Origin of the sequence: Delftia sp. JD2, from assembly GCF_001682645.1 — a bacterium.
Taxonomy (GTDB): domain Bacteria; phylum Pseudomonadota; class Gammaproteobacteria; order Burkholderiales; family Burkholderiaceae_C; genus Comamonas; species Comamonas acidovorans.
The window spans coordinates 48,813-71,793 of record NZ_LFJT01000001.1; the positions used below are offsets into that span (position 1 = coordinate 48,813).

Below are 22,981 nucleotides of genomic sequence, written 5' to 3' on the forward strand. Positions count from 1 at the left end.
CCCCGCATCCCCCACGTCCGCGCACCGCGGCCGACCGCAAGACAGGAGGCAACCCCATGATCGACCGGCTGACCGAAAGACTGCTGCAGCGCAGTTTCACACCCCTGGTGCGCAAGGGACTGCTCGAAATCTGCCTGCCCTGGGGGCGCATGCTGGCCTTCGGCGATGGCGGCCAGCCGCAGGCACGCATCCGCTTCACGGACAGGCGTGCGCTGTGGGCCCTGATGCGCGACCCGGACCTGAACCTTGGCGAGATGTTCATGCAACAGCGCCTGGTGGTGGAGCGGGGCAGCATCTACGACGTGCTGGAGCTCGTGCTGCGCAACGCGCGCAACCTGCCCGTGCCGGCCAGCGTGCGGCTGCTCGATGCCTGGCGCATGCGGCTGCGCCCGCTGCTGCAGCACAACCGCCGCAGCAAGGCGCGCGCCAACGTGGCGCACCACTATGACCTCGACGACCGGCTCTATCGGCTCTTTCTGGATGGCGAGCGCCAGTACTCCTGCGCCTACTTCGAGCATGGCGACGAAAGCCTGGAGCAGGCCCAGCGGGCCAAGATGCGCCACATCGCCGCCAAGCTGCTCGTGGAGCCCGGCCACCGCGTGCTGGACATAGGCTGCGGCTGGGGCGGACTGTCGCGCTACCTGGCCGAGGTGGCTGGCGCGGGCCATGTGACGGGCGTGACGCTGTCCGGCGAGCAGTTGGCGGGCGCCCGCCAGCGTGCCGGCCAGTCCCCGTGCGCGGACCGACTCAGCTACCGCCTGGAAGACTACCGCGACACGCGCGGCACCTTCGACCGCATCGTCTCGGTGGGCATGTTCGAGCATGTGGGCACGCGTTTTCACGACGCCTTCTTCCGCCAGTGCCGGGAGCTGCTGTCCGACGATGGCGTGATGCTGCTGCACTTCATCGGCAACAGCGATGTACCCGACTTCAACAATCCCTGGATAGAGCGCTACATCTTCCCGGGCGGCCACATTCCATCCCTGTCGGAGTTCACGCCGGCCATCGAACGCAGCGGCCTGGTGGTCACCGATATCGAAGTGCTGCGCCTGCACTATGCGCGCACGCTGCGGCTGTGGCGCGAGCGCTTCATGGCGCGCCGCGACGAGGCTGCCGCGCTCTACGACGAGCGCTTTTGCCGCATGTGGGAGTTCTATCTGTCCATGTCGGAAGCCGCCTTCCGCTACCAGGACATCGCCATTTTCCAGGTGCAACTGGCACGCCGCCAGGAAGCGGTTCCGCTCACGCGCGACTATGTCGCCGAACGCAGCCAGGCCCTGCGCGGGCGCGAGCCACCGCCCGGCGCCACGACACTACCCGGCGCCACGCAGGCCACAGCCGTCAGCCAGGCGCGGCGTGCGGCCTCTCCAGCAGACTGAGCAAGGCCTCGAAGCGCGCGTCGTCGAACCACAGGCTGTTGCCCACGGCCACCAGGCGCCGTGCCCAGTCGCGCCCCTGGTCCACCACGTCCTGGCGCGCCAGGCCCAGCACATGGTCGTAGCGGCCATAGTCGGGCAGCACATGGACGAAGGGCAGCGACAAGCCCCAGCCCCGCCCCCATTGCGCGCGCAGCAGCGCATCGCGCGTGGCCGCATCGCGCAGGCGCAGCAGCAGCACGGGCCAGACGCCTTGCGCGCCCGGCACGGTGTCGCCCACCACCTCGATCCCATCGATGGCCGACAGCCAGGCGCCGCGCTCACGGGCCTGGCGCTGCAGTTGCTGCTGGAAATCCGCCAGCCGCGCCAGCGCGCGCCGGCCCACGCGGCGGCGCCAGGCGCCCAGTTCATGGCGGGCAATGGCGTCGTCGAAATCATCGCCGGCGGCCTGCACCCAGTCGCTGCGCGACAGCGCATCGCGCAGGGGACGGCCATAGGCCAGGTCCAGCCCGGCGGGGCGGTACAGCGCCGCATAGCCCAGCAGCTCCAGGCTGCGGCGCAACTCCCAGCCCCGGTCCTGGCGCACGCTGGCCGCATGTGTCTCGCGCAGTGCCTCGCGCAGCGCGGGGTCGCGCGCCAGCAGCACGCCACCCTCGAAGGTGGTCAGGCCCTTGCCCACGGCCAGGCTGTAGAAGCCCACATCGCCCTGCCAGCCCACGGGCTCGCCGCGCAGGCGTGCGCCCAGGGCCTGGGCCGCGTCCTCCACCACCCAGGCGCCCACGGCGCGCGCGCAGTCCACGGCCGTGGCCACGTCGGCCACGCGGCCGCACAGATGCGTGGGCAGCACGGCCAGGGTGCGTTCGCTGCCCAGGGCGCGCAGGCGCGTGGGGTCCATGTCCAGCGTGTCGGGATGCAGATCGCACAGGCGCAGTTGCAGGCCGCAGTGCGCCACGGCCAGGGCCACCAGCGGGCAGGTATAGGCGGGGGCGATGACTTCGCTGCGGCCCGGCGCCAGGCGGCGCAGGGTCTGCAGCGCCACCATCAGCGCCGAGGTGCCCGAGCATTCAAGCTGCACGGCGGGCAGGCCCAGCCATTGCGCCAGCGCCGTCGCCAGGTCCGCATCGCCCCAGGGCAGCAGGTCGGCCGCGCGCAGCGGCAGGCCCGCCGTGGGCGGCAGCACGCGTTCAGCCACGGTGCGTGCCGTGCTCGGCCGAGGCCGCCAGATGCGCGGCGCCCGCGCTGGCCGAGCCCGCGCCCGGGTTGCCGCCCGCATGGCCCGGCGTGTCATCGTCTGCGCCGGGCCCCTCGGCCTCCTGCGTCTCGCTGACGGCCAGGCAGGCGATGCCGGCCACGATGAACAGGCAGCCGATGATCTGGGGCATGCCTATGCGCTCGTCGAACAACCAGTACGACAGCGCCAGCACGGAAAGAATCTCCAGGTGCGATGCCGCAAAGGCCGGGCCGATGGGCGCGCGCTTGAGCAAGGTCATCCACGAGAAAAAGGCGCCGATGTAGCCCACGAAGGCGCCATAGATCCAGGGCTGGCCGAACACGCGCGCCAGCCAGGCCGTGGAGAACTCCAGCGGCAGCGCCGCATTGCCGGCCTGCTTGAAGCTCAGCTGGGCCAGCGTGTCGAAGGCCATGAGCACCAGAAAGCCGATGAAATAAAAGCGCTTCATTTCAATGCAGGCCCACGATGGCGACGCCTATGGACACGAGGACAATTCCGGCGACCCGCATGGGTGCCAGCTTCTCGGCAAACAGCAGCCGGCCCGCGATCATGATGGCCACGATGTTGATGGAGCCCAGCAGCACGCCTTCGGACAGCGGCACCAGCGAGAGAAAGGCCAGCCACAGCACGAACTCGGCCACGTAGCAGCCCACGCCCAGCCACAGCCAGGGCCTGGAGGCCATGAAGCGCCAGCGCGCCAGGCCGTCGAGGTCACCGGGCTGGCTGGCGGCGGCCTTGAAGGCCAGCTGGCCCCCGCTGTCCACCAGCACGTTCAGCACCCACAGCGTGATGACCAGCGGCGAGAGATCACTGCCCATGCCGTGCGGCCTCCGCAGCCCGCACCTCGCGGGGGGCGGCACCGCTGGCGATGCGCGCCACGAACTCGGTGGTGCGCGCGATCACGGTGCGGCGGTCGCGGTCGATGGTGACCATGTGGTAGCTGTTGTCCAGCAGCACCAGCTCGACATGGGCCTGGCTGGCGCCATGCACGATGTCATGGGCGTTGGCCACCGACGAGATGTCGTCGTTGCGCGCATGGATGACCAGGCATGGCGAGCGCAGCTGGGGCAGGCGCGCCAGCACATGGGCCGAGAGGCGGCGCAGCTCGATGATGGACCACCAGGGATTGCCCGGCAGGCCGGCCGCCGCGCTGTCGCCCGAATGCATTTGCTCGACCACGCGCGCGCGCAGGGCCTCGTCCTTGATGCCGTAGGGCGGCTGCTCCATGAACACGCTGTGGCGGCCAATGCCCAGCGCGCGGAACAGCGGCAGCAGGAAGGCCAGGCGCGTGTAGAAGGGAATGCTCCAGCCGTCGTAGCGGAAGGTGGTGGACAGGGCGCAGACGCCATCCACCTTGTCGGGGTGGCGCTGGGCCACGGCCAGGGAGAGCACGGCGCCCATGGACAGGCCGCCGACCACCACATGGTCCATGTGCTGCGACAGTCGCTGCAGCCCGGCCTCCACGCTGGCCAGCCAGTCGGTCCAGCGCGTGTCCACGAGATCTTCCATGCTGCCGCAATGGCCGGCCAGCTGGACCGCATAGACGGTGAAGCCCTGCTTGTTCAGCCCCTTGGCCAGCAGGCGCATTTCGGCAGGCGTGCCCGTAAGCCCGTGCACCAGCAGCACGCCGGTGCGCGCAGCCGCGCCCGTGCCGGGCATGACGAATTCATGCTCGGTCACGCAGATGCTGTCCAGCCCCGTGGCAGGCTCGCTGCGCTGAACGACGTCGAATCCATCGGCCATGTTCATGCCAGCGCCTCCAGGCCCAGGACGACCTTGTCGAGGAGGGCCGTGGCCTGCTCGAAATGCTCGAAGGGCGCATGGGCGATGCCCCGGCTTTCGCAGTGGGCGATGAGCTTGTACTTGGCCAGCACGAAGTCGGCCCGGCCCGAGACGCAGAAGTCCGAGGTGCTGTCGCCCACGTAGAGCACGCGGCCGTGCAGGGCCTGCTGCTCGGCCAGGCGCTCGCACTTGCAGTTGCCGCTGGCGCGCGCGCACTGCGCGCTGGCCCAGGGAGAGTCCAGGCGCCAGCTGCGCTCGCCGGTCGGCACCAGGCGGTTGGCGATGACCTGCAGATGGCCCAGGCCATGGCGCTCCAGCACATGGCGTATGGCGTAGTCGATGCCGTCGCTGACCACCTGCACCACCATGCCGTGGGCCTGGGCGGCCGCCACGAAGCCGGCAAAGCCGGGGTCGATCTCGATGGTGTCCAGGTGGGCGCGCAGCTCGGCCTCGTCCATGTCCAGCAGCGCGACCTGGCCCTTCATGCATTCGCGCGAGCCGATCTCGCCGCGCTCCCAGGCGTCTTCCAGTTCCTGCCAGCCGGGCTTGCCGAAGCGGTTGAGCAGGGTGTCGGTCACGTCCAGCAGGCTGATCGTGCCGTCGAAGTCGCTTTGCACCATCCAGCCGGGGGCGGCGGTGTCCAGATACAGGGGAATGCGCTTATTCATGGAACTGCACCCTTACGTTTTGACCCACGCGCACGGCGGCGGCGGGAGCTTGCTCGAAGACCAGCACGCACTCGATGACACGCACCGGCCCGCGCTGCTGGTCGTCCTGCAGCCGCGCCGTGCCATAGACGGGGCTGATGCGCAGCACGCGTGCCGAGGGCAGTTGCTGCTGTGCGGCGCCATCGGCGTCCAGCGTCACCGTGGCCCGCATGCCTTCGCGCACGGCGGCGGCGAAGCTTTCGTTGATTTCGGCGCGCACCTGCAGCGGGCGCTGCGGCAGCAGCACCACGGCCGGCGTGCCGGGCACGGCCTGGCTGCCCGCGTGGGTGGCCAGGCGCACCACGGTGCCGGCCTCGGGCGCGCGCAGTTCCTGGCGCTTGTGCTGGGCGCGCAATTGTTCGAGCTTGCGCTGTGCCACCTGGGCCTCGGCCGCGGCCACGTCGATCTCGGCCTGGGCATCGCGCAGCGCCTGCGCGGCCTCGTCCACGTTCTGCGCATCGGCGGCGCCCTCGCGCGCTGCGGCCTGCCAGCGAGACAGGGTCTGCTTGAGCTGGGGCAGGCGCGCGGCGCGTGCCTTCTGGCGGGCCTTGGCCAGCTGGGCCTCGGACTCGGCCACGGCCAGGTCGGCCTGGCCCGTATCGTCGGCCAGCCTCAGCAGCAACTGGCCGCGCTGCACGGACTGGCCTTCCTTGACGGACAGCTGCTGCACCACGCCGGCCACGGCAGGCGACAGGTCCAGCAGGCCGCCTTCCACCTCGATCTTGCCGCGCGCCATGGCCACGGCCGCCGGGCCGTTTTGCTGCGCCTTGGCGCTGGCCTGGCCGGCATTGGCAGGCGCATCGTGCGAAGGACCGCAGCCCGCCAGCAGCGCGGCGGCGGCCAGCGCTGCAGCCAGACCGGCAGTGGACGCGGCAAGGCCGCTCAGGGGGTACTTCATTCTTTTTCCTTCAACGGGGAGGTCTGGCGCCAGTCGCTGCGGATGGCGCCGTCCTCCATGCCGAGCACGCGGTCGGCATGGCGCACCAGGCGCGGGTCATGGCTCACGCACAGCACGGTCGTGCCATGGTTGCGCGCCGCGCGGTGCAGGATGTCGATGACGCGCTGGCCGCTTTCGGCATCCAGCGCACTCGTGGGTTCGTCGGCAAACAGCAGCTGCGGCGCCTTGGCCATGGCGCGGGCGATGGCCACGCGCTGCTTTTCGCCGCCCGACAGTTCGGCCGGGCGCATGTGGGCGCGGTGGGACAGGCCGACCTCGTCCAGCGCCTGCTGCGCGCGGCGCAGGGCCTCGTCGCTGCGCAGGCCCATGTAGCCCAGGGGCAGCTGTACCTGCTCGATGGCCGTCAGCGCCGGGAACAGGTTGAAGCCCTGGAAGACGAAGCCCGTATGGCGCAGGCGGAATTTCTCCAGCGCCCGCGTGCCCAGCTTGCCCAGGTCCTCGCCCAGCGCCATGGCGTGGCCGCTGTCGGGCGCCTGCAGGCCCGACATCAGCGACAGCAGCGTGCTCTTGCCGCAGCCCGAGGGCCCGGAGATCAGGCTCAGCTCGCTCGGGTACAGCGACACGGACAGGCCTTGCAGCACCTGCACGCTGACCATGCCCGACAGGAAGGACTTGCACAGGCGCACGGCCTCCAGGCTGGGTGCCGTACGGGGCGCCGCCGTGGGCGCGGGGGAGTGGGCATTCATCACGTTCATGGGGTCTGGCCGTCTTCAGCGCAGCAGCGTGGCCGGGTCGGCACGCAGCAGGCTGCGCATGGCGCCCAGGCCCGACAGCAGGGACAGCACGGCCACCAGCACGGCGCAGGCCAGCACGGCCGATGCGTTCAGCGCCACGGGCACGCGGTAGGCCATGGCCAGGGCCAGCAATACGGCGCTGGCCAGCGCGGCCATCACAAAGCCCAGGCCACCGATCCAGCAGGCCTGCTCGACCACCACACGGCCCAGTGCCGCGCGGCTCACGCCCAGCGCGTTGAGCACGGCGTACTCGCGCGAGGAAGCGGCCACCACGGCCTTGAGCGACTGGCTGGTGACCACCGAGCCCACCAGGCAGACGATGACGGCCATGAACAGCACGCCCGCGCCGGCGCCCGTGTCGAACATCCAGTAGCGCTGCGAGCGCCGCGCGAATTCCCTGGCCGTCCAGGCTTCGTAGGGGCCGAAGCTGGGCGTGGGCTGGTTCAGGCGCTGCTTCACGGCCTTGGCCGAGGCGCCCGGGCGCACGCGCGCCACGAAATAGGTGCTGCCCTGGCCGGGGTCGCCCGCAATCTCGCGGGCCGTGGCCAGCGAGGCCAATACGTTCACGCCGCCCAGGCCACGCAGGCCGTCCACGGCCGCCACCACCTGCACGCGGTGGTTGTTGACCCAGGCCACGCCGCCTTCGCTGGTGCCCAGGGTCTGCAGGTCGGCCCGGTCCACGATCACGGCGCCGGTCTCGCGCAGGCGCTGGCGCTGCCAGGGCTGGAGCACGTGGGAAAACAGCATGGAGGCGTCATCGGTGGCAATGCCCGACAGGTAGACCGACACGCCGCCACCGTGCTCGCTCGCCGCGCCACCGGCCGCCGAGTCCGAGCGCCAGTCGCCGTCCACCCAGACATAGGGCTCGACCGCCGCGACATCGGGGTCCATGCGCAGGCGCATGTCCACGTCGCGGCCGATGGTGCGGCCGAAGTTCACGCTCTGCGTGCCCGGGTAGCCGATCCACAGGTCGGCCGAGGAAGCCGTCACATACAGCGCGGCCGAGCCGAAGATGCCCAGCACCAGCGCAGCCTGCATGGCCAGCAGCACGCCGGAGAAGCCCACGGCGAAGACGGAGGGAATGAAGCGGCGCCACTCGTGCACCAGCGTCTTGCGTGCCAGGGCGATCATGAGGGCGCTCCTTGTGCGAGCGGAGCCAGTGGAGCCATGCCGCTGTCGGCAGCGTCCTGGTCCTCCGCCGGCAGCGGCGCGCCGCCCAGGGCCTTGTACAGCGCCACGTAGGCCAGCGCATGGGCGGCCAGGGCCGTGGTCTGCTCGCTGCGCGCCTGCAGCGCGGCGCGACGGGGCGCCAGGCCGCCGAATTCGCTGTCCAGGCCCAGCTTCAGGCGCTGGTCCTGCACGCGCTCGCGCTCGGCCAGCACCTGCTGGGTGGACTGCAGCGAGGCGATGCGCTCGCGCTGGGCGTCCAGCGCGGCCAGTGCGGACTCGACCTCGGCCACGCCGTCAAGCACGCTCTGGCGGTAGGCCTGGATGGCGGCCTGCAGCGCCAGCTCGCTGGCGTCGGCCTGGGAGCGGCGGCGGCCCCAGTCGAACAGGGGAATGTCGATCTGCGGCCCGAAGGTGGGTGCGTTGTCCTGCGTGGTACGCAGGTTCTGGGTGATGTTGAACGAGTACAGCAGCGAGCCGCCGATCACGAAGCGCGGATACAGCGCCGCATGCGCAATGCCCTGCTCGGCCGCGGCGCGTTCCACGGCGGCCTGCGCCACCTGGATGTCGGGGCGCGTGCGCAGCAGGTCGGCCGGCAGGACGGCCACGCCCAGCGCCTGGGGGCCGGGCAGCGGGGCCTTGGCATCGGCCTGCAGCCACTGCGCATCGGGCCGCGTGCGGCCCAGCAAGGCGGCCAGCATGTGGGCGCTGCGGGCCTGGGTTTCGCGCAGGCTGGCACGCAATGCCGCGCTCTGGCCGGCCTGCAGTTGCAGCTGGTGCACGGCCTCGGCCGTTCCCAGGCGCTGCTGCTGGCGCACCTGGGCCAGTTGCAGGGCACGCGCATCCAGCAGTGCCTGTTCGTCGATCAGGGCGCGCTGGCGCTGCGCCATGCGGATGTCCAGATAGCGGTGGACCACATCGGCCACCAGGGCCACGCGGGCCGCCTGCAGTCGGCCCCGTGCGTCAAGCACGGAGGCGGCGGCATTGCGCTCGCCGGCCTCGCGGGCGCCGAACAGGCCCAGGTCCCAGCTCACGTCGATGCTGGCGTGGAAATACGAGTCGATGGCCGCAATGTCCTGCAGCGTGCGCGCACCGGCCGTGAACACGGGCCGGAAGGCCGAGCCGGCCGTGCCGGCCAGCAGCCGTTGCTGGCGCAGGCGCGACTGGGCCTGGGACAGGTCGAGGTTGGCGGCCAGCGCCTCCTCGACCAGGGTGTTCAGGGATTCGTCGCCCCAGGCCTTCCACCAGCCCTGCAGGTCGGGCGCTGCGGCCGAGCCAGGTGCACCCGGCGCGGCGGCGGGCAGGGGCTGCGTCCACTGCGTGGGCACCGAGCCGTCAAGCTGCGCCGGAGGCGGCGAGGAGCAACCGGCCAGCGCCAGGGCGGCGCCCAGGCACAGGCTGGAGAGGCGATGCGTCGCGGCGGCGTGGTTCACGGGATGGACAGGCGGGAGGGGATGATCGAGGGGAGGGCCGGGAAAACGGGGCCAGGGAACCATGTCCCCGGATAGCCATTGGACGCGGCCAAGCTTGCGCGAGGTTGCAGGCTTTATGGAGGAAACATGGAGAGCGCAGCGCCTTGCGGGAGCCTCTCTGCCCCAACCCGGGCAAGAGCCAGTTGCGGACCGCCCGATCACCGCGGACTCGGATGATTCCGAGTTTATTTTCAGAACGCTCCAATTCCAAGGCCGCATGCAGGTCAGTACATTGGCCGGATATCGCGCCCTATGCCACCTGTCCCAAGGCATTGATCCATATCTTCCAGGCTGGAGTTCACAGCATGTCTTTCACAGCCATCTTGCGCCATGCATTGGCCACGCCTCTCCTCTTGATTTTTTGTATGGCCCCTATTTCATCCTGGGCCCGTTGTTCCTCCCAGGGCTGGAATGCCCAGTTTCCGGGTTCAGCCAACACCCCCACCATCGTCAATGAAAATTATCCGATTGGCAGCGTTGTCTATTCCAGGACAATGAATTTACAAAATACCGGAGCCGGCAGCTACCACATTTATTGCGACAATGATTTTTATTACATAGAAGGCATTGGAACGGAAAGCGGTGGAATATATTCCACCGCCATCCCCAACCTGGGCATGAAAATCACGTGGGAAAGAGCCGCGCCTTATTCAGGGTCCATGCTGAAACAGGGCATATTCCATTCACTGCCAAGCAACAACATGACCCTCGAGCTCGTGAAAACCGGAGAACTCACCTCTGGCGGTTCCCTGAATGGCAGCTTTGCACGAATCTACTCAGGAACCAGCAATGCCCGCGACTTGCTGGCCACGATATTCTTTTCAAGTGGCATCACCGTCAACGTCAGCAGCCGCCCCAGGCCGCCGACCTGCCGGGTGTCCACGGGCAAGATCGACGTGACCATGGCCCCCGCCCCGTTCGCCGATTTCAAGGGAATCGGGTCCGTCACGGCAGCCAAGGACTTCAGCATCGAGTTGACCTGCGCGGGAGGCGAAGCCAATACACGCCTGACCGCCTTCATCACGCTGACGGATGCCACCCAGGCGACCAACCGATCGAGCACGCTGACGCTGGCCCAAAATTCCAAGGCCCGGGGTGTCGGCATACAGGTACTGAGAAACAACGTGCCCGTGAGCTTCGGCCCCGACTCCGGCAGCCTGGGCAATGCCAACCAATGGAATGCGGGCCAGGTCGCACAGGGGCAGAACAGCCTGAAGATTCCGCTGAGCGCGCGCCTGGTGCAGACGGCCGGCAGCGTGACACCTGGCATGGCCTATGGCAGGGCGACCTTCACGATGAGCTACCAATAGCCGCTGATGGGTCCGCAGGAAATGAACAGCGCCAGCCTTGCGCGCGATTGCAGACTTCGTGGAGCCAATATGGAGGGGCGGCGGCATCCAGGGCATCGCACCATAATGTGCGCCTGGCCCTGCCAGCTTTCCCATGAACTCCACAGCACAGCCAACGGCAACCACCCCCCTCGTGCTCGTCGTCGAAGACGAGCCCGCCATCGCCAGCATCCTGACGGCCTATCTCGAGCGGGACGGGCTGCGTTCGCGCATGGCCTCGGACGGCCAGGAGGCGCTGCAGCTGTTCCGCCTGCTGCGGCCCGACCTGGTGCTGCTGGACATCCACCTTCCCGGCATGGACGGCATCGACGTGTTGCGCGCGATCCGCGATGACAGCCAGACGCCCGTGATCATGGTCACGGCGCTGGCCGACGATGTGGACAAGCTGCTGGCCCTGCGCCTGGGCGCCGACGACTACGTGGTCAAGCCCTTCAATCCGCCCGAGGTCGTGGCCCGCGTGCGCGCCGTGCTGCGCCGCACCCAGGCACGCAAGAACCCGGCGCCCGCGCCCATCCGCGTGGGTCCCATCGAGATCGACTCCGAGGCGCACAGCGCCGTGGTCTACGACAACGAGGGCCGCGCCCTGCCGCTGCCCCTGACGCTGACCGAATTCCGCCTGCTGGCCTGCCTGGCGGCCCAGCCCCGGCGCTGCTTCTCGCGCTCCCACCTGATCGAGCACTGCCTGCCCGAGAGCGATGCGCTGGAGCGCGTCATCGACTCCCATCTGTCCAAGCTGCGCCGCAAGCTGCAGCTGGCCGGCCAGGAAGGCCTGATCGAGACCGTGCGCGGCATTGGCTACCGGCTATGGCCCTGGGACTGAGGCCCAACCGCATCTGGGTGCGCTTCGGCCTGTGGATCACGGCCACCGTGCTCAGCACCATTGCCCTGCTGGCCATCGGCGTGCTGGTGTTCTCGGAGATCCAGTACCGCGACTTCTACAGCAGCCTGCCGCCGGCCGTGCAGATCGAGCTGGACGAACTCAACGCGCAGTCGCTGGAAGACAGCCCGCGCGCCATGCAGATCTACGGCCAGTACTGGACGGGCGATCTGCTGTTCGGCGAGAAATGGTCCCTGGTCATCGGCCTGCTGGTGTGCCTGCCCTTCGGGCTGGCCGTGGGCTTCTGGGTCTCGCGCCTGGTGACGCGGCCCCTGGCGTCCATGGTCGAGGTGGCCAAGCGCGTGGAGCTGGGCGACTTCAGCGCGCGCGCCCTGCCCGGCAAGGCCCATGGCGAGATGGCCGAGATGGTGGTGGCCTTCAACCGCATGATCGATTCGCTGGAGACGCTGGAGGCCGAGCGCCGCGCCACGGCGGCCTCGATCTCGCACGAGCTGCGCACGCCGCTGACCGTGCTGCAGGCGCGCCTGCATGCCATCTGCGACGGCGTCATCGCCGCAGACGACACCGAGCTGAACACGCTGCTGTTCCAGGTCGAGCACCTGGGCCGGCTGGTCGGCGACCTGCACACGCTGTCCATGGCCGATGCCGGCCAGCTGTCGCTGCAAAAGCAGCGCCTGGACCTGGCCGAACTCGTGGCCGAGACGCTGGACCACCTGCACCCCCAGCTCCTGCAGCATGGCATGCAGCTGGAGATGCACCTGCCCGCGCCCAGTGACATCGGCATGGCCGACATCCGTGCCGACGCCGACCGCATGCGCCAGATCCTCTCCAACCTCGTCAGCAACGCCATCCGCCATGCGGCCAGCGGCGCATGGCTGGGCGTGGCGCTGACGGTGGAATCCGATATCGAAGGCCGTGCCTGGGCCGTGCTGCGCATCAGCGATGCCGGTCCCGGCCTGCCCAGCGAGCTGCGCTCCCACCCCTTCCAGCGCTTTGCCCAGGTGCCCGGCAAGCGCCGCCGCGAGGGCTCGGGCCTGGGCCTGTCCATCGTCAAGGCACTGACCGTCTCCCAGGGCGGCAGCGTGGAGGCCGACGACTCCGAGCAGGGCGGCGCCCGCTTCACGCTGCGCTTTCCGCGCGTCTGATCCTGCGCCACTGAAGGCCGCCGGGGTCCGCTGCGGGGTCCGCTACGCGGACGGAGCCTGCGCCTCGCGCAGCAGCGCATGGATGGCCCAGCCCAGCGGCGCGCGCAGCTGCTGCAGCGTCTGCTGCGGCCCCAGCGCCAGCAGCGACTGCGACACCCAGCCATAGGTCAGCGTGTGCAGCAGCCGTGCCAGGGGCTGGGCCGGCGCGGGCAGCGGCGGATCGCAGTCCTGCAATGCCGTGCCCCACAGCTGTACATAGGCCTGGTAGTGGCGGCGGAAGGGCTCGGGCGCGGACACCTTGCGCTCCAGCATGAACAGCGCGGCCCACATCGGCGCCTCGCGCGCAATGCCGTCGACCAGGGTGTCCAGCAGGCGGTCCACGCGCGTGGCCAGCGGCATGCCGGCACTGTCCTGCAGCGTCTGCAGCCCCTGGGCGTGCAGGGCCTGCACCTGGCGGTGGATGCACATGGCCGCCAGCGTGTCCATGTTGCCGAAGTATTCGTAGAAGGTGCCCAGGCCCACGCCGGCCACGGCGGCCACCTCGCGCACCGTGGTGCGCTCGTAGCCCTGCTCGATCACAAGCCGAACAAAGGCGTCCTGCAGCGCCTGCGAGGTGGCCTGCGCGCGCGATTGCAGGGGGCGGCGCCGCACTTTGGGCGGCTGCGGCTGCTGCCGTGAAACCCGAACACCTTTGCTGGGCATTTTTCCTAGACTTTTGCGTTGAGACCAACGATCACGGAGACACGCATGAGCACCGGCCAGACATTGCAGACAGGGCGCACCTGGAACACGCACGACGTACTGAACCAGGTCGACGAACTCACCGACTTCAACCTGCTGGAGGCCGATCCTGCCCTGGCCGAGGCCCTTCAGCGCAACGGCGCCGCGCGCCACATTCCTTCGCTGTCGCGCTATGCGCAGCAGCTGGGCGAGCGCGCCACCTGGGAGCTGGCCGAGCAGGCCAACCGCCACACGCCCGAGCTGCACCGCTTCGACGCGCGCGGCCGCATCATCGACGCCGTGGAGTTCCACCCGAGCTGGCACACGCTGCTGGGACTATACCGGCAGCAGGGGCTGATCTCCCTGCCCTTCGAGGACAGCAGCGCGGGCCGCTGGAGCGCCTGGGCCGCAGGTTTTTACCTGCACGGCCAGGTCGAACAGGGCACGCTGTGCCCGGCCACCATGACCACGGCCGCCATCCCGCTGCTGCAAAAGGAACCGGCGCTGTGGCAGCAGCTGCAGGGCAAGCTGTTCAGCCACGAATACGATCCGCGCGACCTGCCCGTGGCCGACAAGGCATCGATGTGGCTGGGCATGGGCATGACCGAGAAGCAGGGCGGCTCCGACGTGCGCGCCAACACGACGGTGGCCATGCCGGTGCACGCCGGCGGGCGTGGCGGCGAGTACCTGCTGCGCGGCCACAAGTGGTTCTTCTCGGCACCCATGTGCGATGCCCACCTGGTGGTGGCGCGCATGGGGGAAGGCGGTGGGCAGGCCTGCTTCTACGTACCGCGCTGGCGCCCGGACGGCAGCAGGAATGCCGTGCGCGTGCAGCGCCTGAAGGACAAGGTGGGCAACCGCAGCAACTCCAGCAGCGAAGTGGAGTTCGAGGACGCCTGGGGCATCCTGATGGGCGAGGAAGGCCGGGGCATTCCCACCATCATCGAGATGGCCACCTACACCCGCCTGAACTGCGTGCTGGGCAGCGCCGCCATCCTGCGCTCGGCCACGGTGCAGGCCCTGGCCTATGCGCGCCGGCGCAGCGTCTTCGGCAAGCAGCTGGCCGAGCAGCCGCTGATGCGCACCGTGCTGGCCGATCTGGCGCTGGAAAGCGAGGCCGCGCTGCAGATCGCCATGCGCCTGGCCCAGGCCTATGAGCGTGGAGGCGACGAGGGTGATCCGCTGGAGCGCGCCTGGAAACGCATCATGACGCCAGCGGCCAAGTTCTGGGTCTGCAAGCGCGGCGTGGAGCTGACGGGCGAGGCCATGGAGGTGCTGGGCGGCAACGGCTATGTGGACACGGGCGTGATGGCGCGCCTGTTCCGCGAGGCGCCCGTGAACTCGATCTGGGAAGGCTCGGGCAACGTCATGTGCCTGGACGTGCTGCGCGCCATCTCGCGCGAGCCCGACGGCGCACAGCTGCTGCTGCAGGACCTGATCGACACGGCAGCGGGCGAGCCCGCGCTGCTGCAGCAGGCGCAATCGCTGGCACGGCGCCTGTCCGGCCCGCCTGACCAGCTCGAGGCCCAGGCACGCCGCCTGGTGCAGGACCTGGTGCTGCTGGCCCAGGCCTGCCTGCTGCGCCGCCATGCGCCGCCCGCCATGGCCGATGGCTTCATCGCCACGCGCCTGGGGGCGCAGCAGGGCGCCATGGTGGCGGGCGCCTTCGACCCGGCAGGCCTGGACATCGCCGCCATCCTTCAGCGCGCGCTGCCCGCCTGAAGCGGCCGCCGGCCCACCACACAACAAAGCACAAGGAGACAAGACATGAACCTGCTCGACGCCTTCGACAGCGCCGTGCGCAAGACGCCCGCCAAGGCCTTTCTGCGCGACCGCGGCGCCTCCATCAGCTATGCCGACATGCAGCGGCGCTCGCAACGCGCGGCCGCCGTGCTCCAGGCCCAGGGCGTGGGCCGGGGCGATACCGTGGCCCTGATGTGCCTGAACACGCCGGGCTTTGTCGAAGCCCTGTTCGGCGCCTGGCGCCTGGGCGCCGCGCTGGTGCCCGTCAACCACAAGCTGCAGGCGCCCGAGCTGCAGTACATCCTCGACCACGCGCAGTGCAAGGCCCTGGTGTTTGACGCCGCACTCGCGCCCGTGGTCGCCGCCGCGCCACACCCCTGCGCCCGCCTTGTGACCGAGGCGCAAGAGGCCGTCCCGGGTGTCCAGGACTGGGACACGCTGGTGGCGGCCGCCAGGCCCATGGAAGGCACGCGGCCCGCCGATGGCGACATCGCCCAGGTGCTCTACACCTCGGGCACCACGGGCCGGCCCAAGGGCTGCCTGCTGAGCCACCGCGCCGTCACGCTGGCGGCGATCACAGCGGCGCTGGGCCTGTCCATCACGCGCGAGGAACGCACGCTGATGGCCATGCCCATCTGGCACTCCTCGCCGCTCAACAACTGGTTTGGCGGCACGCTGTACATGGGCGGCACCGTGGTGCTGCTGCGCGAGTACCACCCCCAGCATTTCCTGCAGGCCGTGCAGGACGAGGGCGTGACGCTGTACTTCGGCGCCCCCGTCTCCTACTTTGCGCCGCTGCAGATGCTGCCCGACTTTGCCCGCTACGACCTGAGCAGCGTGCGCGCCTGGGTCTACGGCGGCGGCCCCATCGGCGCCGAGATGGCACACAAGCTGGCCACGGCCTACCGCAGCGACCGCTTCTACCAGGTCTACGGCATGACCGAGACCGGCCCCACGGGCACCACGCTCTACCCCGAGGAGCAGGTGGAGCGGGCCGGCTCCATCGGCCGCGTGGCCCTGCCCGGCGTGGACATGCGCGTGGTGCGCGACGACGGCGAGGATGCCGGCCCGGGCGACACCGGCGAGATCTGGCTGCGCACCGGCAGCGTGATGGACGGCTACCTGCACGACGCCCAGGCCACGGCTGCCGCCTTCGCACCGGGCGGCTGGTACCGCACGGGCGATCTTGCGCGCCTGGACGACGCGGGCTATCTCTTCATCGTGGACCGGACCAAGGACATGGTCATCACGGGTGGCGAGAACGTGTATTCCAAGGAGGTGGAGGACGCGCTGTCGGCCCATCCCCAGGTCGCCGATGTCGCCGTCGTGGGCAGGCCCCACGCCGAATGGGGCGAGACCGTCGTCGCCCACGTGGTGACGCGCGGCGAGGCCGCGCCGGAGGCCGAGGCACTGCAGCAGTTCCTGGCCGACAGGCTGGCGCGCTACAAGATCCCGCGTGAATTCGTCTTTGCGGCCAGCCTGCCGCGCACGCCCACAGGCAAGCTGCAGAAATTCCTGCTGCGTCAGGAGCGCAGCGCCACCTGAGGTGCCGGCCTCCTGCGTGGCCTGCTTCGCGACCTACTTCGCTGCCTTGAAATCCGACTCGCTCATGCCGCGCCGCCAATAGGCCACGACCAGCTGCTCGTGCTTTTCCAGCCCGCGCTCCTCGCGCGCCCACTGGCGCACGGCCTGGGCGGTGTCGAACTCGCCAGCGGCCCAGACGAAGCGGCTGGAGGGATGACCGGCCAACGCATCCGGCCAGCGCACGGCGCGCAGCGCGTCGATCAGCAGCGTGGTGGTGCCGGCCTCGGCAGCGCCCCGGTGCAGCCAATGCCATTGCAGGCCTGCGGGCGCCTGCACGGGCTGCTCGTCCTGCGGGCCCTGGACCTCGGCAAACACATGGCCGCGCGTGTGCGCCGGCAGGGCGGCCGCAATGCGCAGCATGGCCGGCAGGCCGGTGTCGTCGCCGGCCAGCAGCATCCAGTCGGCCGGCGTGGCCGTGCGCCCGCCGGGGCCGGTCATGCCGATGCGCTGGCCCGGCTGGGCGCGCGCGGCCCAGGCGGACCCGGGGCCGGCGTCCTCGTGCAGCACGAAGTCCACGTCGATCCATCCGTCGGCGCCGTCTTGGGCCATTCCCATCGCACGCATGGTGTACGTGCGCATGTCCAGGCGCATGTCGCCCTCGGGCAGGCGCAGCAGGCCGCTGGCCGACAGCGTGGGCCATTCGGGCTCGGTCACGCCGGGCTGGGGGAACAGCAGCTTGACGTGGATGTTGGTGTCCTGCGCATAGCGCGCCATGTCGTCGCAGGCAAAGCGCACGCGGCGCATGTGCGGCGTGAGATCGCGCACGGCCAGCACCCGCAGTTCGCGGAAGGCCGGCGGGCGCTGCAGCGCGGCGCCGTCACCCTCCCAGGCAAGGGAGCCGTCGGCGGCGCCCGTGGCCTCCAGCAGCAGGTGGGCCAGCATGAGCTTCATGTCCTGCAGCAGCTCCACGCCGGGTGCCGCCACCTCGGCATGGACCTGCTGGTCCTCCAGCCACAGCTGGCCCCGGCCGCCTTCGTAGTCGGCCACCCAGCGCGCGCCTTCGCGGCGCACGGTGATGTCGTGCTCCTGCATGTGCCCGACGATGGCGGCGATGGCCTCCTCGGCCCTGTCCATGCGCACCGAAGTGCGTGCCTGCAGCTGTGTCATTGACGGATGTCCTTTCGTTCGGTGATTGCAGCATCGCCCGGCGCCCGCGGGGTTTGCGCCAGCCCCGCCGACGTTTGCGCAGCGCGCCCATAAGCCCATCAACCCATAGGCCCATACGCCCATAAACCCATACAGCGGCCCAGGCCCTCAGAGCCTGGCGCGCACCAGCTTGGGAGAGATGCCGAAGCGGCGCTTGAAGGCCGTGGAGAAATTGGCGGCGCTGGAATAGCCGGCCGCATGCGCGACCTCGGAGACGCTGCAGCCCGTCTGCTCCAGCGCGGCCCAGGCGCGTTCCAGCCGCTGCTCGCGCCGGTACCCGTCGATGCTCGATCCGTAGGCCAGGCGGAACTGGCGCTGCAGGGCGCTGGCGCTCAGGCCGACCTCGCGCGCGATTTCGGCCAGCGGGCGGCAGCCGTCGCCGCCGCTGTCCAGCAAGGCCTTGAGGCGCGCCATGCGCCGGTGTTCGCGCACGCCCAGCACGCCCGGCACGGTCTGCGCTGGGTCGGGCTCGGGCGCGTCCAGCGCCTGCACGGCCTCGTGCACCAGCTCCAGCGCGCGGCTGGCCAGCAGCAGGGGGGCAGAGCCTTCACGCGCCAGCTGGATGATCTGCTCGGCCACCGCCACGGCGCGCGGCGATGGCTGCCAGGGCTGTATGGCCAGCAACTGCTGCTCCATCCAGTGCCGCAGCAGCGGTGGCGCGACCATAGGCAGGGCCTGGGCGGCAAACCATTGCGGCTGAACGGTGATGCTGAGCTTGCGCTCGAACTTGCCGCGCCGCCAATGCCGCATGAACATGTCGCCGGGCCGCGAATGGATGACGGCGCCGCAGGCCTGCGCATGGGCACCGGCCGGGCTGGCGGGCGCCACCTGCATCTGCAGGCCCTGGCTGCCAAAGGCCACGTCCACGCAGCCCTCCAGCAGCACGACCAGATGCAGCCCCGGCACGGCCGGCGAACGCGTGCTCATGGTGCGCAGGTCGCGCGCCTCCACGCCATGCAGCCACAGGCCGGGCTGGACCTGCCAGGACTGCAGGTGCCCGGCCAGCAGCGCGTCCTCGGCCGTGACCTCGGCGTCGAGGATGCGGTAGTCGGGACCGCTGAAGTCGCAGGCACGCAGCGTGCCCCGCCCCAGCCAGCGCGGAGGGCGTGCAGGTGTTTGGACAGAGGAAAGAGCCATGGCCAGCCGGAGCGGTGTGCGCCCCAAAGACAAGAATGATTCTCATTTTATGGATCGCGCCGGTGCGGCGCTTTCTGCGGGGAATCCATGGCGTGCCCTGCCGCGCGCCCGGGCCGCCGTGCGCCACAATGCGTGATGCTCAGCCTCCAAGACATCCAGAACGCCGCCGACCGCCTGCGCGGCGCCGTGCTCGAAACGCCCTGCGTGGAATCGCGCACGCTGTCCCAGATCACGGGAGCGCAGGTCTACCTCAAGTTCGAGAACCTGCAGTTCACGGCCTCGTTCAAGGAACGCGGCGCCCTCAACAAGCTGGCCCAGCTCTCGCCCGAGGAGCGCGCGCGCGGCGTGGTCGCCATGAGCGCCGGCAACCATGCCCAGGGCGTGGCCTACCACGCGCAGCGCCTGGGCGTGCGTGCCGTCATCGTCATGCCGCGCTTCACGCCGGGCGTGAAGGTGGAGCGCACGCGCGGCTTCGGCGCCGAGATCGTGCTGCACGGCGACTCCCTGGCCGAGGCGCGCCAGCACGCCTACACGCTGGCCGAGCAGCAGGGCCTGTGCTTCGTCCACCCCTATGACGACGAGCAGATCGCGGCGGGCCAGGGCACGCTGGCGCTGGAGATGCTGGCCGAGCAGCCCGACCTGGACCAGCTCATCGTGGCCATCGGCGGCGGCGGCCTGATCGCGGGCGTGGCCACGGCCGCCAAGGGACTGAACCCGGGCATCGAGATCATCGGCGTGCAGACCCAGCGCTTTCCGTCCATGTTCAATGCCGTGCGCCAGGCCGGGCTGCCCATGGGCACCTCGACCATCGCCGAGGGCATTGCCGTCACCCAGCCCGGCGCGATCACGCAGGAAGTCGTATCGCGCCTGGTGGACGACATGCTGCTGGTCGATGAAGGCGACATCGAGCAGGCCGTGCTCATGCTGCTGGAGATCGAGAAGACCCTGGTCGAGGGTGCGGGCGCCGCGGGCCTGGCCGCGCTGCTGCGCCATCCGCAGCACTTCGCGGGCAAGAAGGTGGGGCTGATCCTGTCGGGCGGCAACATCGACCCGCTGCTGCTGGCGGCCATCATCGGGCGCGGCATGGTGCGCTCCGGGCGGCTGGCGCGCATCAAGGTCAGCGCACGCGACGTGCCCGGCGTGCTGGCGCGCATCACGGCCACGGTGGCAGCGGCGGGCGCCAATATCGAGGAAGTCCACCACCAGCGCGCCTTCACCATGCTGGCTGCGCAGAGCGTGGAAATCGAGCTGGTGCTGCAGACCCGCAACAAGGCCCATATCGAAGAGGTCATCGCTGCCCTGCAGGCAGAAGGCATGCAGGTCAACGCCGTCTAGAGCCCTAGCAGGCCCCTGGCCCCTTGTGTCATGGCTTTCCCCGAAGGCGCTGGCGGGCAGGCCTGCCTAGAATGGGGCATCCCCATTGGCAGCCAGGAGCTTTTGCATGTCGCATGATCCCGCAGCGAACCACGGCGAGCAGTCGCCCCCCGAAGACGCCACCGAGGCCATCGTCCCCTACATGCCCGTCATCCTGCCCCTGGCAGGTGCCGTGATGATGTTTCTGCTGGCCTTCATCGCCGTCAACATGGCCTGATACGGCCCCTTCGCCCCCTGCACCGAGCCCCGCTTTGCGGGGCTTTTTGTTTGCCTATTGCATAGGCAAACAGACAGATCATCTTGCATATTTCAATGCACAGAATGCATAGTTTTTGCCATTCGTTTGCTGACAAATTCGTGACCGCTCCCTAGAATCGAATCCCCAGCCGGTGCGCCGCCAGCTTCCGCCAGCGCCGCCTCGCCGCCCCGAGAAGAGCTTCCTTCGCGCGCCGACTGAACAAGAGCCCGTTTCTCAAAGTTGGTGCGGCAACAGGCGCGTCCCCTTTGAAAAACTGGTTTTTTCAATTGAAGGAAGCTCCGCGATGAACGCACCCGTCATGCAAGGCCTGAACATCCAGGCCCCTGCCTACGTCAAGAACAGCCGACTGATCGCCTGGGTGGCCGAGATGGCCGCACTGTGCAAGCCCGCCCGGATCCACTGGTGCGACGGCTCCCAGGAAGAGTACGAGCAGCTGTGCCAGCAGCTCGTCGATGCCGGCACCTTCAAGAAGCTCGATCCCGTCAAGCGCCCCGGCAGCTACCTGGCCTGGTCCGACCCGTCCGACGTGGCGCGCGTCGAGGACCGCACCTACATCTGCTCGGCCAACAAGGAAGATGCGGGCCCGACCAACAACTGGATGGCCCCGAACGAGATGCGCGCCACGCTGCAGCCGCTGTTCGACGGCTGCATGGCCGGCCGCACCATGTATGTGGTGCCTTTCTCCATGGGCCCCCTGGGCTCGCCCATCGCCCACGTGGGCGTGGAGCTGTCCGACAGCGCCTATGTGGCCGTCAACATGAAGATCATGACCCGCATGGGCCGTGCCGTGTATGACGTGATCGGCGTCGAAGGCGAGTTCGTTCCCTGCGTGCACACCGTGGGCGCGCCCCTGGCCGAAGGCGAGAAGGACCAGACCAGCTGGCCCTGCAACAAGACCAAGTACATCGTCCACTACCCCGAGACGCGCGAAATCTGGAGCTATGGCTCGGGCTACGGCGGCAACGCCCTGCTGGGCAAGAAGTGCTTTGCGCTGCGCATCGCCTCCACCATGGGCCGCGACCAGGGCTGGCTGGCCGAGCACATGCTCATCCTGGGCGTGACCAACCCCCAGGGCAAGAAGTACCACGTGGCTGCGGCCTTCCCCAGCGCCTGCGGCAAGACCAATTTCTCGATGCTGGTGCCGCCCAAGGTCTTCGAAGGCTGGAAGGTCACCACCATCGGCGACGACATCGCCTGGATCAAGCCCCAGGCTGACGGCTCGCTGCGCGCCATCAACCCCGAAGCCGGCTACTTCGGCGTGGCCCCGGGCACGAACTACCACACCAACCCCAACTGCATGGCCAGCCTCGACAAGAACGTGATCTTCACGAACGTCGCGCTGACCGATGACAACGACGTGTGGTGGGAAGGCATGGACAAGGACACCGGCAAGCAGCCCGATCACCTGATCGACTGGCAAGGCAAGGACTGGACGCCCCAGATCGCCCGCGAAACCGGCGCCAAGGCCGCCCACCCCAATGCCCGCTTCACCGTGGCCGCGACCAACAACCCCGCGCTGGACGAAGCCTGGGACGATCCCAAGGGCGTGAAGATCGACGCCATCATCTTCGGCGGCCGCCGCTCCACCACCGTGCCGCTGGTGACCGAGGCCCGCAACTGGACCGAAGGCGTCTACATGGCCGCCACCATGGGTTCGGAAACCACGGCCGCCGCCTTCGGCGCCCAGGGCGTGGTGCGCCGCGACCCCTTCGCCATGCTGCCGTTTGCCGGCTACAACATGAGCGACTACTTCCAGCACTGGCTCACGCTGGGCGCCAAGATCGAAGGCCAGGGCGCCGTCCTGCCCAAGATCTTCACCACCAACTGGTTCCGCAAGAACGCCGACGGCAAGTTCGTCTGGCCCGGCTACGGCGAGAACATGCGCGTGCTGAAGTGGATGATCGACCGCCTCGAAGGCCAGGCACAGGGCGAGCAGACCGCCTTCGGCATTGCGCCTCAGTACGCCGAGATCAACTGGACCGGCCTGGACTTCTCCGCAGACCAGTTCGCCAGCGTGACCAGCATCGACAAGGCCGCCTGGGCCGAGGAAATGCAGCTGCACACCGAGCACTTCGACAAGCTGGCCCACAAGCTGCCCCAGGAGCTGCTGGTGACCAAGGCCGAACTCGAAAAGCGCCTGGGGACATAAAGCTCCCCCTGAGCGGCTACGCCGCTTCCCCCTCTCGCTTCGCGGGGGGGACGGCACCCTCGGTGCGGGGCGGCCCTTCCTCGGTGCCCCTTGCTTTGGACAGCGCCAGT

Annotated in this window: 21 protein-coding genes; 9 read left to right on the forward strand and 12 right to left on the reverse strand. The window is 69.4% G+C overall.

The genetic code is table 11. The features are described from left to right. Positions 1-56: 56 nt before the first annotated feature. Complete coding sequence (locus ACM14_RS00195) at positions 57-1,379, forward strand: cyclopropane-fatty-acyl-phospholipid synthase family protein (protein WP_065344921.1); 1,323 nt, start codon at positions 57-59, stop codon at positions 1,377-1,379. Here the strand turns inward: ACM14_RS00195 and ACM14_RS00200 are convergent. The 9 genes from ACM14_RS00200 to ACM14_RS00240 are packed head-to-tail and all read right to left on the reverse strand — an operon-like array spanning position 1,342 to position 9,388. After that, complete coding sequence (locus tag ACM14_RS00200; RefSeq protein ID WP_065344922.1) at positions 1,342-2,568, reverse strand: DegT/DnrJ/EryC1/StrS family aminotransferase; 1,227 nt, start codon at positions 2,566-2,568, stop codon at positions 1,342-1,344. The genes ACM14_RS00195 and ACM14_RS00200 overlap by 38 nt on opposite strands. Next, positions 2,561-3,055: a multidrug efflux SMR transporter gene (locus tag ACM14_RS00205; RefSeq protein WP_012202071.1), complete on the reverse strand. Its 495-nt coding sequence runs from the start codon at positions 3,053-3,055 to the stop codon at positions 2,561-2,563. The genes ACM14_RS00200 and ACM14_RS00205 overlap by 8 nt, the downstream gene beginning before the upstream one ends. 1 nt (position 3,056) lies before the next feature. Further along, the gene (locus ACM14_RS00210; RefSeq protein ID WP_012202070.1) at positions 3,057-3,425 is read right to left on the reverse strand and encodes an EamA family transporter; all 369 of its coding nucleotides are present in this window, start codon (positions 3,423-3,425) and stop codon (positions 3,057-3,059) included. Beyond that, on the reverse strand, positions 3,415-4,356 hold the full coding sequence (locus tag ACM14_RS00215; RefSeq protein WP_065344923.1) for a carboxylesterase: 942 nt from the start codon (positions 4,354-4,356) through the stop codon (positions 3,415-3,417). The genes ACM14_RS00210 and ACM14_RS00215 overlap by 11 nt, the downstream gene beginning before the upstream one ends. Continuing rightward, the gene (locus tag ACM14_RS00220) at positions 4,353-5,057 is read right to left on the reverse strand and encodes an MtnX-like HAD-IB family phosphatase (protein ID WP_065344924.1); all 705 of its coding nucleotides are present in this window, start codon (positions 5,055-5,057) and stop codon (positions 4,353-4,355) included. Before ACM14_RS00220 ends, ACM14_RS00215 begins: the two co-directional genes overlap by 4 nt. After that, positions 5,050-5,994 carry an HlyD family secretion protein gene (locus tag ACM14_RS00225; RefSeq protein ID WP_065344925.1) on the reverse strand — a complete coding sequence of 315 codons (945 nt, stop codon included), beginning with the start codon at positions 5,992-5,994 and terminating at the stop codon, positions 5,050-5,052. The genes ACM14_RS00220 and ACM14_RS00225 overlap by 8 nt, the downstream gene beginning before the upstream one ends. After that, positions 5,991-6,749, reverse strand: a complete 759-nt coding sequence (locus ACM14_RS00230; RefSeq protein ID WP_013800028.1) for an ABC transporter ATP-binding protein — start codon at positions 6,747-6,749, stop codon at positions 5,991-5,993. Before ACM14_RS00230 ends, ACM14_RS00225 begins: the two co-directional genes overlap by 4 nt. A gap of 15 nt (positions 6,750-6,764) precedes the next feature. Continuing rightward, a complete protein-coding gene (locus ACM14_RS00235) occupies positions 6,765-7,919 on the reverse strand; it encodes an ABC transporter permease (protein ID WP_012202065.1) in 1,155 nt (384 codons plus the stop codon). Next, a complete protein-coding gene (locus tag ACM14_RS00240; RefSeq protein WP_043795644.1) occupies positions 7,916-9,388 on the reverse strand; it encodes an efflux transporter outer membrane subunit in 1,473 nt (490 codons plus the stop codon). The genes ACM14_RS00235 and ACM14_RS00240 overlap by 4 nt, the downstream gene beginning before the upstream one ends. Positions 9,389-9,732: 344 nt before the next feature. Between ACM14_RS00240 and ACM14_RS00245 the strand changes: the two genes are divergently transcribed. From ACM14_RS00245 to ACM14_RS00255, 3 genes are all read left to right on the forward strand, one after another. Continuing rightward, complete coding sequence (locus tag ACM14_RS00245) at positions 9,733-10,737, forward strand: fimbrial protein (RefSeq protein ID WP_065345021.1); 1,005 nt, start codon at positions 9,733-9,735, stop codon at positions 10,735-10,737. Positions 10,738-10,870: 133 nt separating this feature from the next. Next, a complete protein-coding gene (locus ACM14_RS00250) occupies positions 10,871-11,596 on the forward strand; it encodes a response regulator (RefSeq protein ID WP_013800025.1) in 726 nt (241 codons plus the stop codon). Continuing rightward, positions 11,581-12,759: a cell wall metabolism sensor histidine kinase WalK gene (locus ACM14_RS00255; protein ID WP_043823338.1), complete on the forward strand. Its 1,179-nt coding sequence runs from the start codon at positions 11,581-11,583 to the stop codon at positions 12,757-12,759. The genes ACM14_RS00250 and ACM14_RS00255 overlap by 16 nt, the downstream gene beginning before the upstream one ends. 42 nt (positions 12,760-12,801) lie before the next feature. On the opposite strand, the gene ACM14_RS00260 is transcribed toward ACM14_RS00255, so the two are convergent. Continuing rightward, positions 12,802-13,410: a TetR/AcrR family transcriptional regulator gene (locus tag ACM14_RS00260; RefSeq protein WP_012202060.1), complete on the reverse strand. Its 609-nt coding sequence runs from the start codon at positions 13,408-13,410 to the stop codon at positions 12,802-12,804. Between the two features lie 96 nt (positions 13,411-13,506). Here ACM14_RS00260 and ACM14_RS00265 point away from each other — a divergent pair, with 96 nt between their 5' ends. Together ACM14_RS00265 and ACM14_RS00270 are read left to right on the forward strand one after the other, a co-directional pair. After that, the gene (locus ACM14_RS00265) at positions 13,507-15,201 is read left to right on the forward strand and encodes an acyl-CoA dehydrogenase family protein (RefSeq protein WP_065344926.1); all 1,695 of its coding nucleotides are present in this window, start codon (positions 13,507-13,509) and stop codon (positions 15,199-15,201) included. Positions 15,202-15,246: 45 nt separating this feature from the next. Beyond that, positions 15,247-16,767, forward strand: a complete 1,521-nt coding sequence (locus ACM14_RS00270; RefSeq protein ID WP_065344927.1) for a class I adenylate-forming enzyme family protein — start codon at positions 15,247-15,249, stop codon at positions 16,765-16,767. A 33-nt stretch (positions 16,768-16,800) separates the two neighbouring features. Here ACM14_RS00270 and ACM14_RS00275 read toward each other — a convergent pair whose 3' ends face one another. Continuing rightward, a complete protein-coding gene (locus tag ACM14_RS00275; protein ID WP_065344928.1) occupies positions 16,801-17,913 on the reverse strand; it encodes a siderophore-interacting protein in 1,113 nt (370 codons plus the stop codon). 147 nt (positions 17,914-18,060) lie between these two features. Further along, the gene (locus ACM14_RS00280; protein ID WP_065345022.1) at positions 18,061-19,089 is read right to left on the reverse strand and encodes an AraC family transcriptional regulator; all 1,029 of its coding nucleotides are present in this window, start codon (positions 19,087-19,089) and stop codon (positions 18,061-18,063) included. Positions 19,090-19,224: 135 nt separating this feature from the next. On the opposite strand from ACM14_RS00280, the gene ACM14_RS00285 reads away from it, so the two are divergent. The 3 genes from ACM14_RS00285 (at position 19,225) to ACM14_RS00290 (ending at position 22,871) form a co-directional block, all read left to right on the forward strand. Continuing rightward, the gene (locus tag ACM14_RS00285) at positions 19,225-20,424 is read left to right on the forward strand and encodes a threonine ammonia-lyase (RefSeq protein WP_065344929.1); all 1,200 of its coding nucleotides are present in this window, start codon (positions 19,225-19,227) and stop codon (positions 20,422-20,424) included. Between the two features lie 106 nt (positions 20,425-20,530). Continuing rightward, positions 20,531-20,680, forward strand: coding sequence for a hypothetical protein (locus tag ACM14_RS31935; protein ID WP_013800017.1), 150 nt, complete (start codon positions 20,531-20,533; stop codon positions 20,678-20,680). Positions 20,681-21,005: 325 nt separating this feature from the next. Next, a complete protein-coding gene (locus tag ACM14_RS00290; protein WP_063327825.1) occupies positions 21,006-22,871 on the forward strand; it encodes a phosphoenolpyruvate carboxykinase (GTP) in 1,866 nt (621 codons plus the stop codon). Positions 22,872-22,981 lie beyond the last annotated feature (110 nt).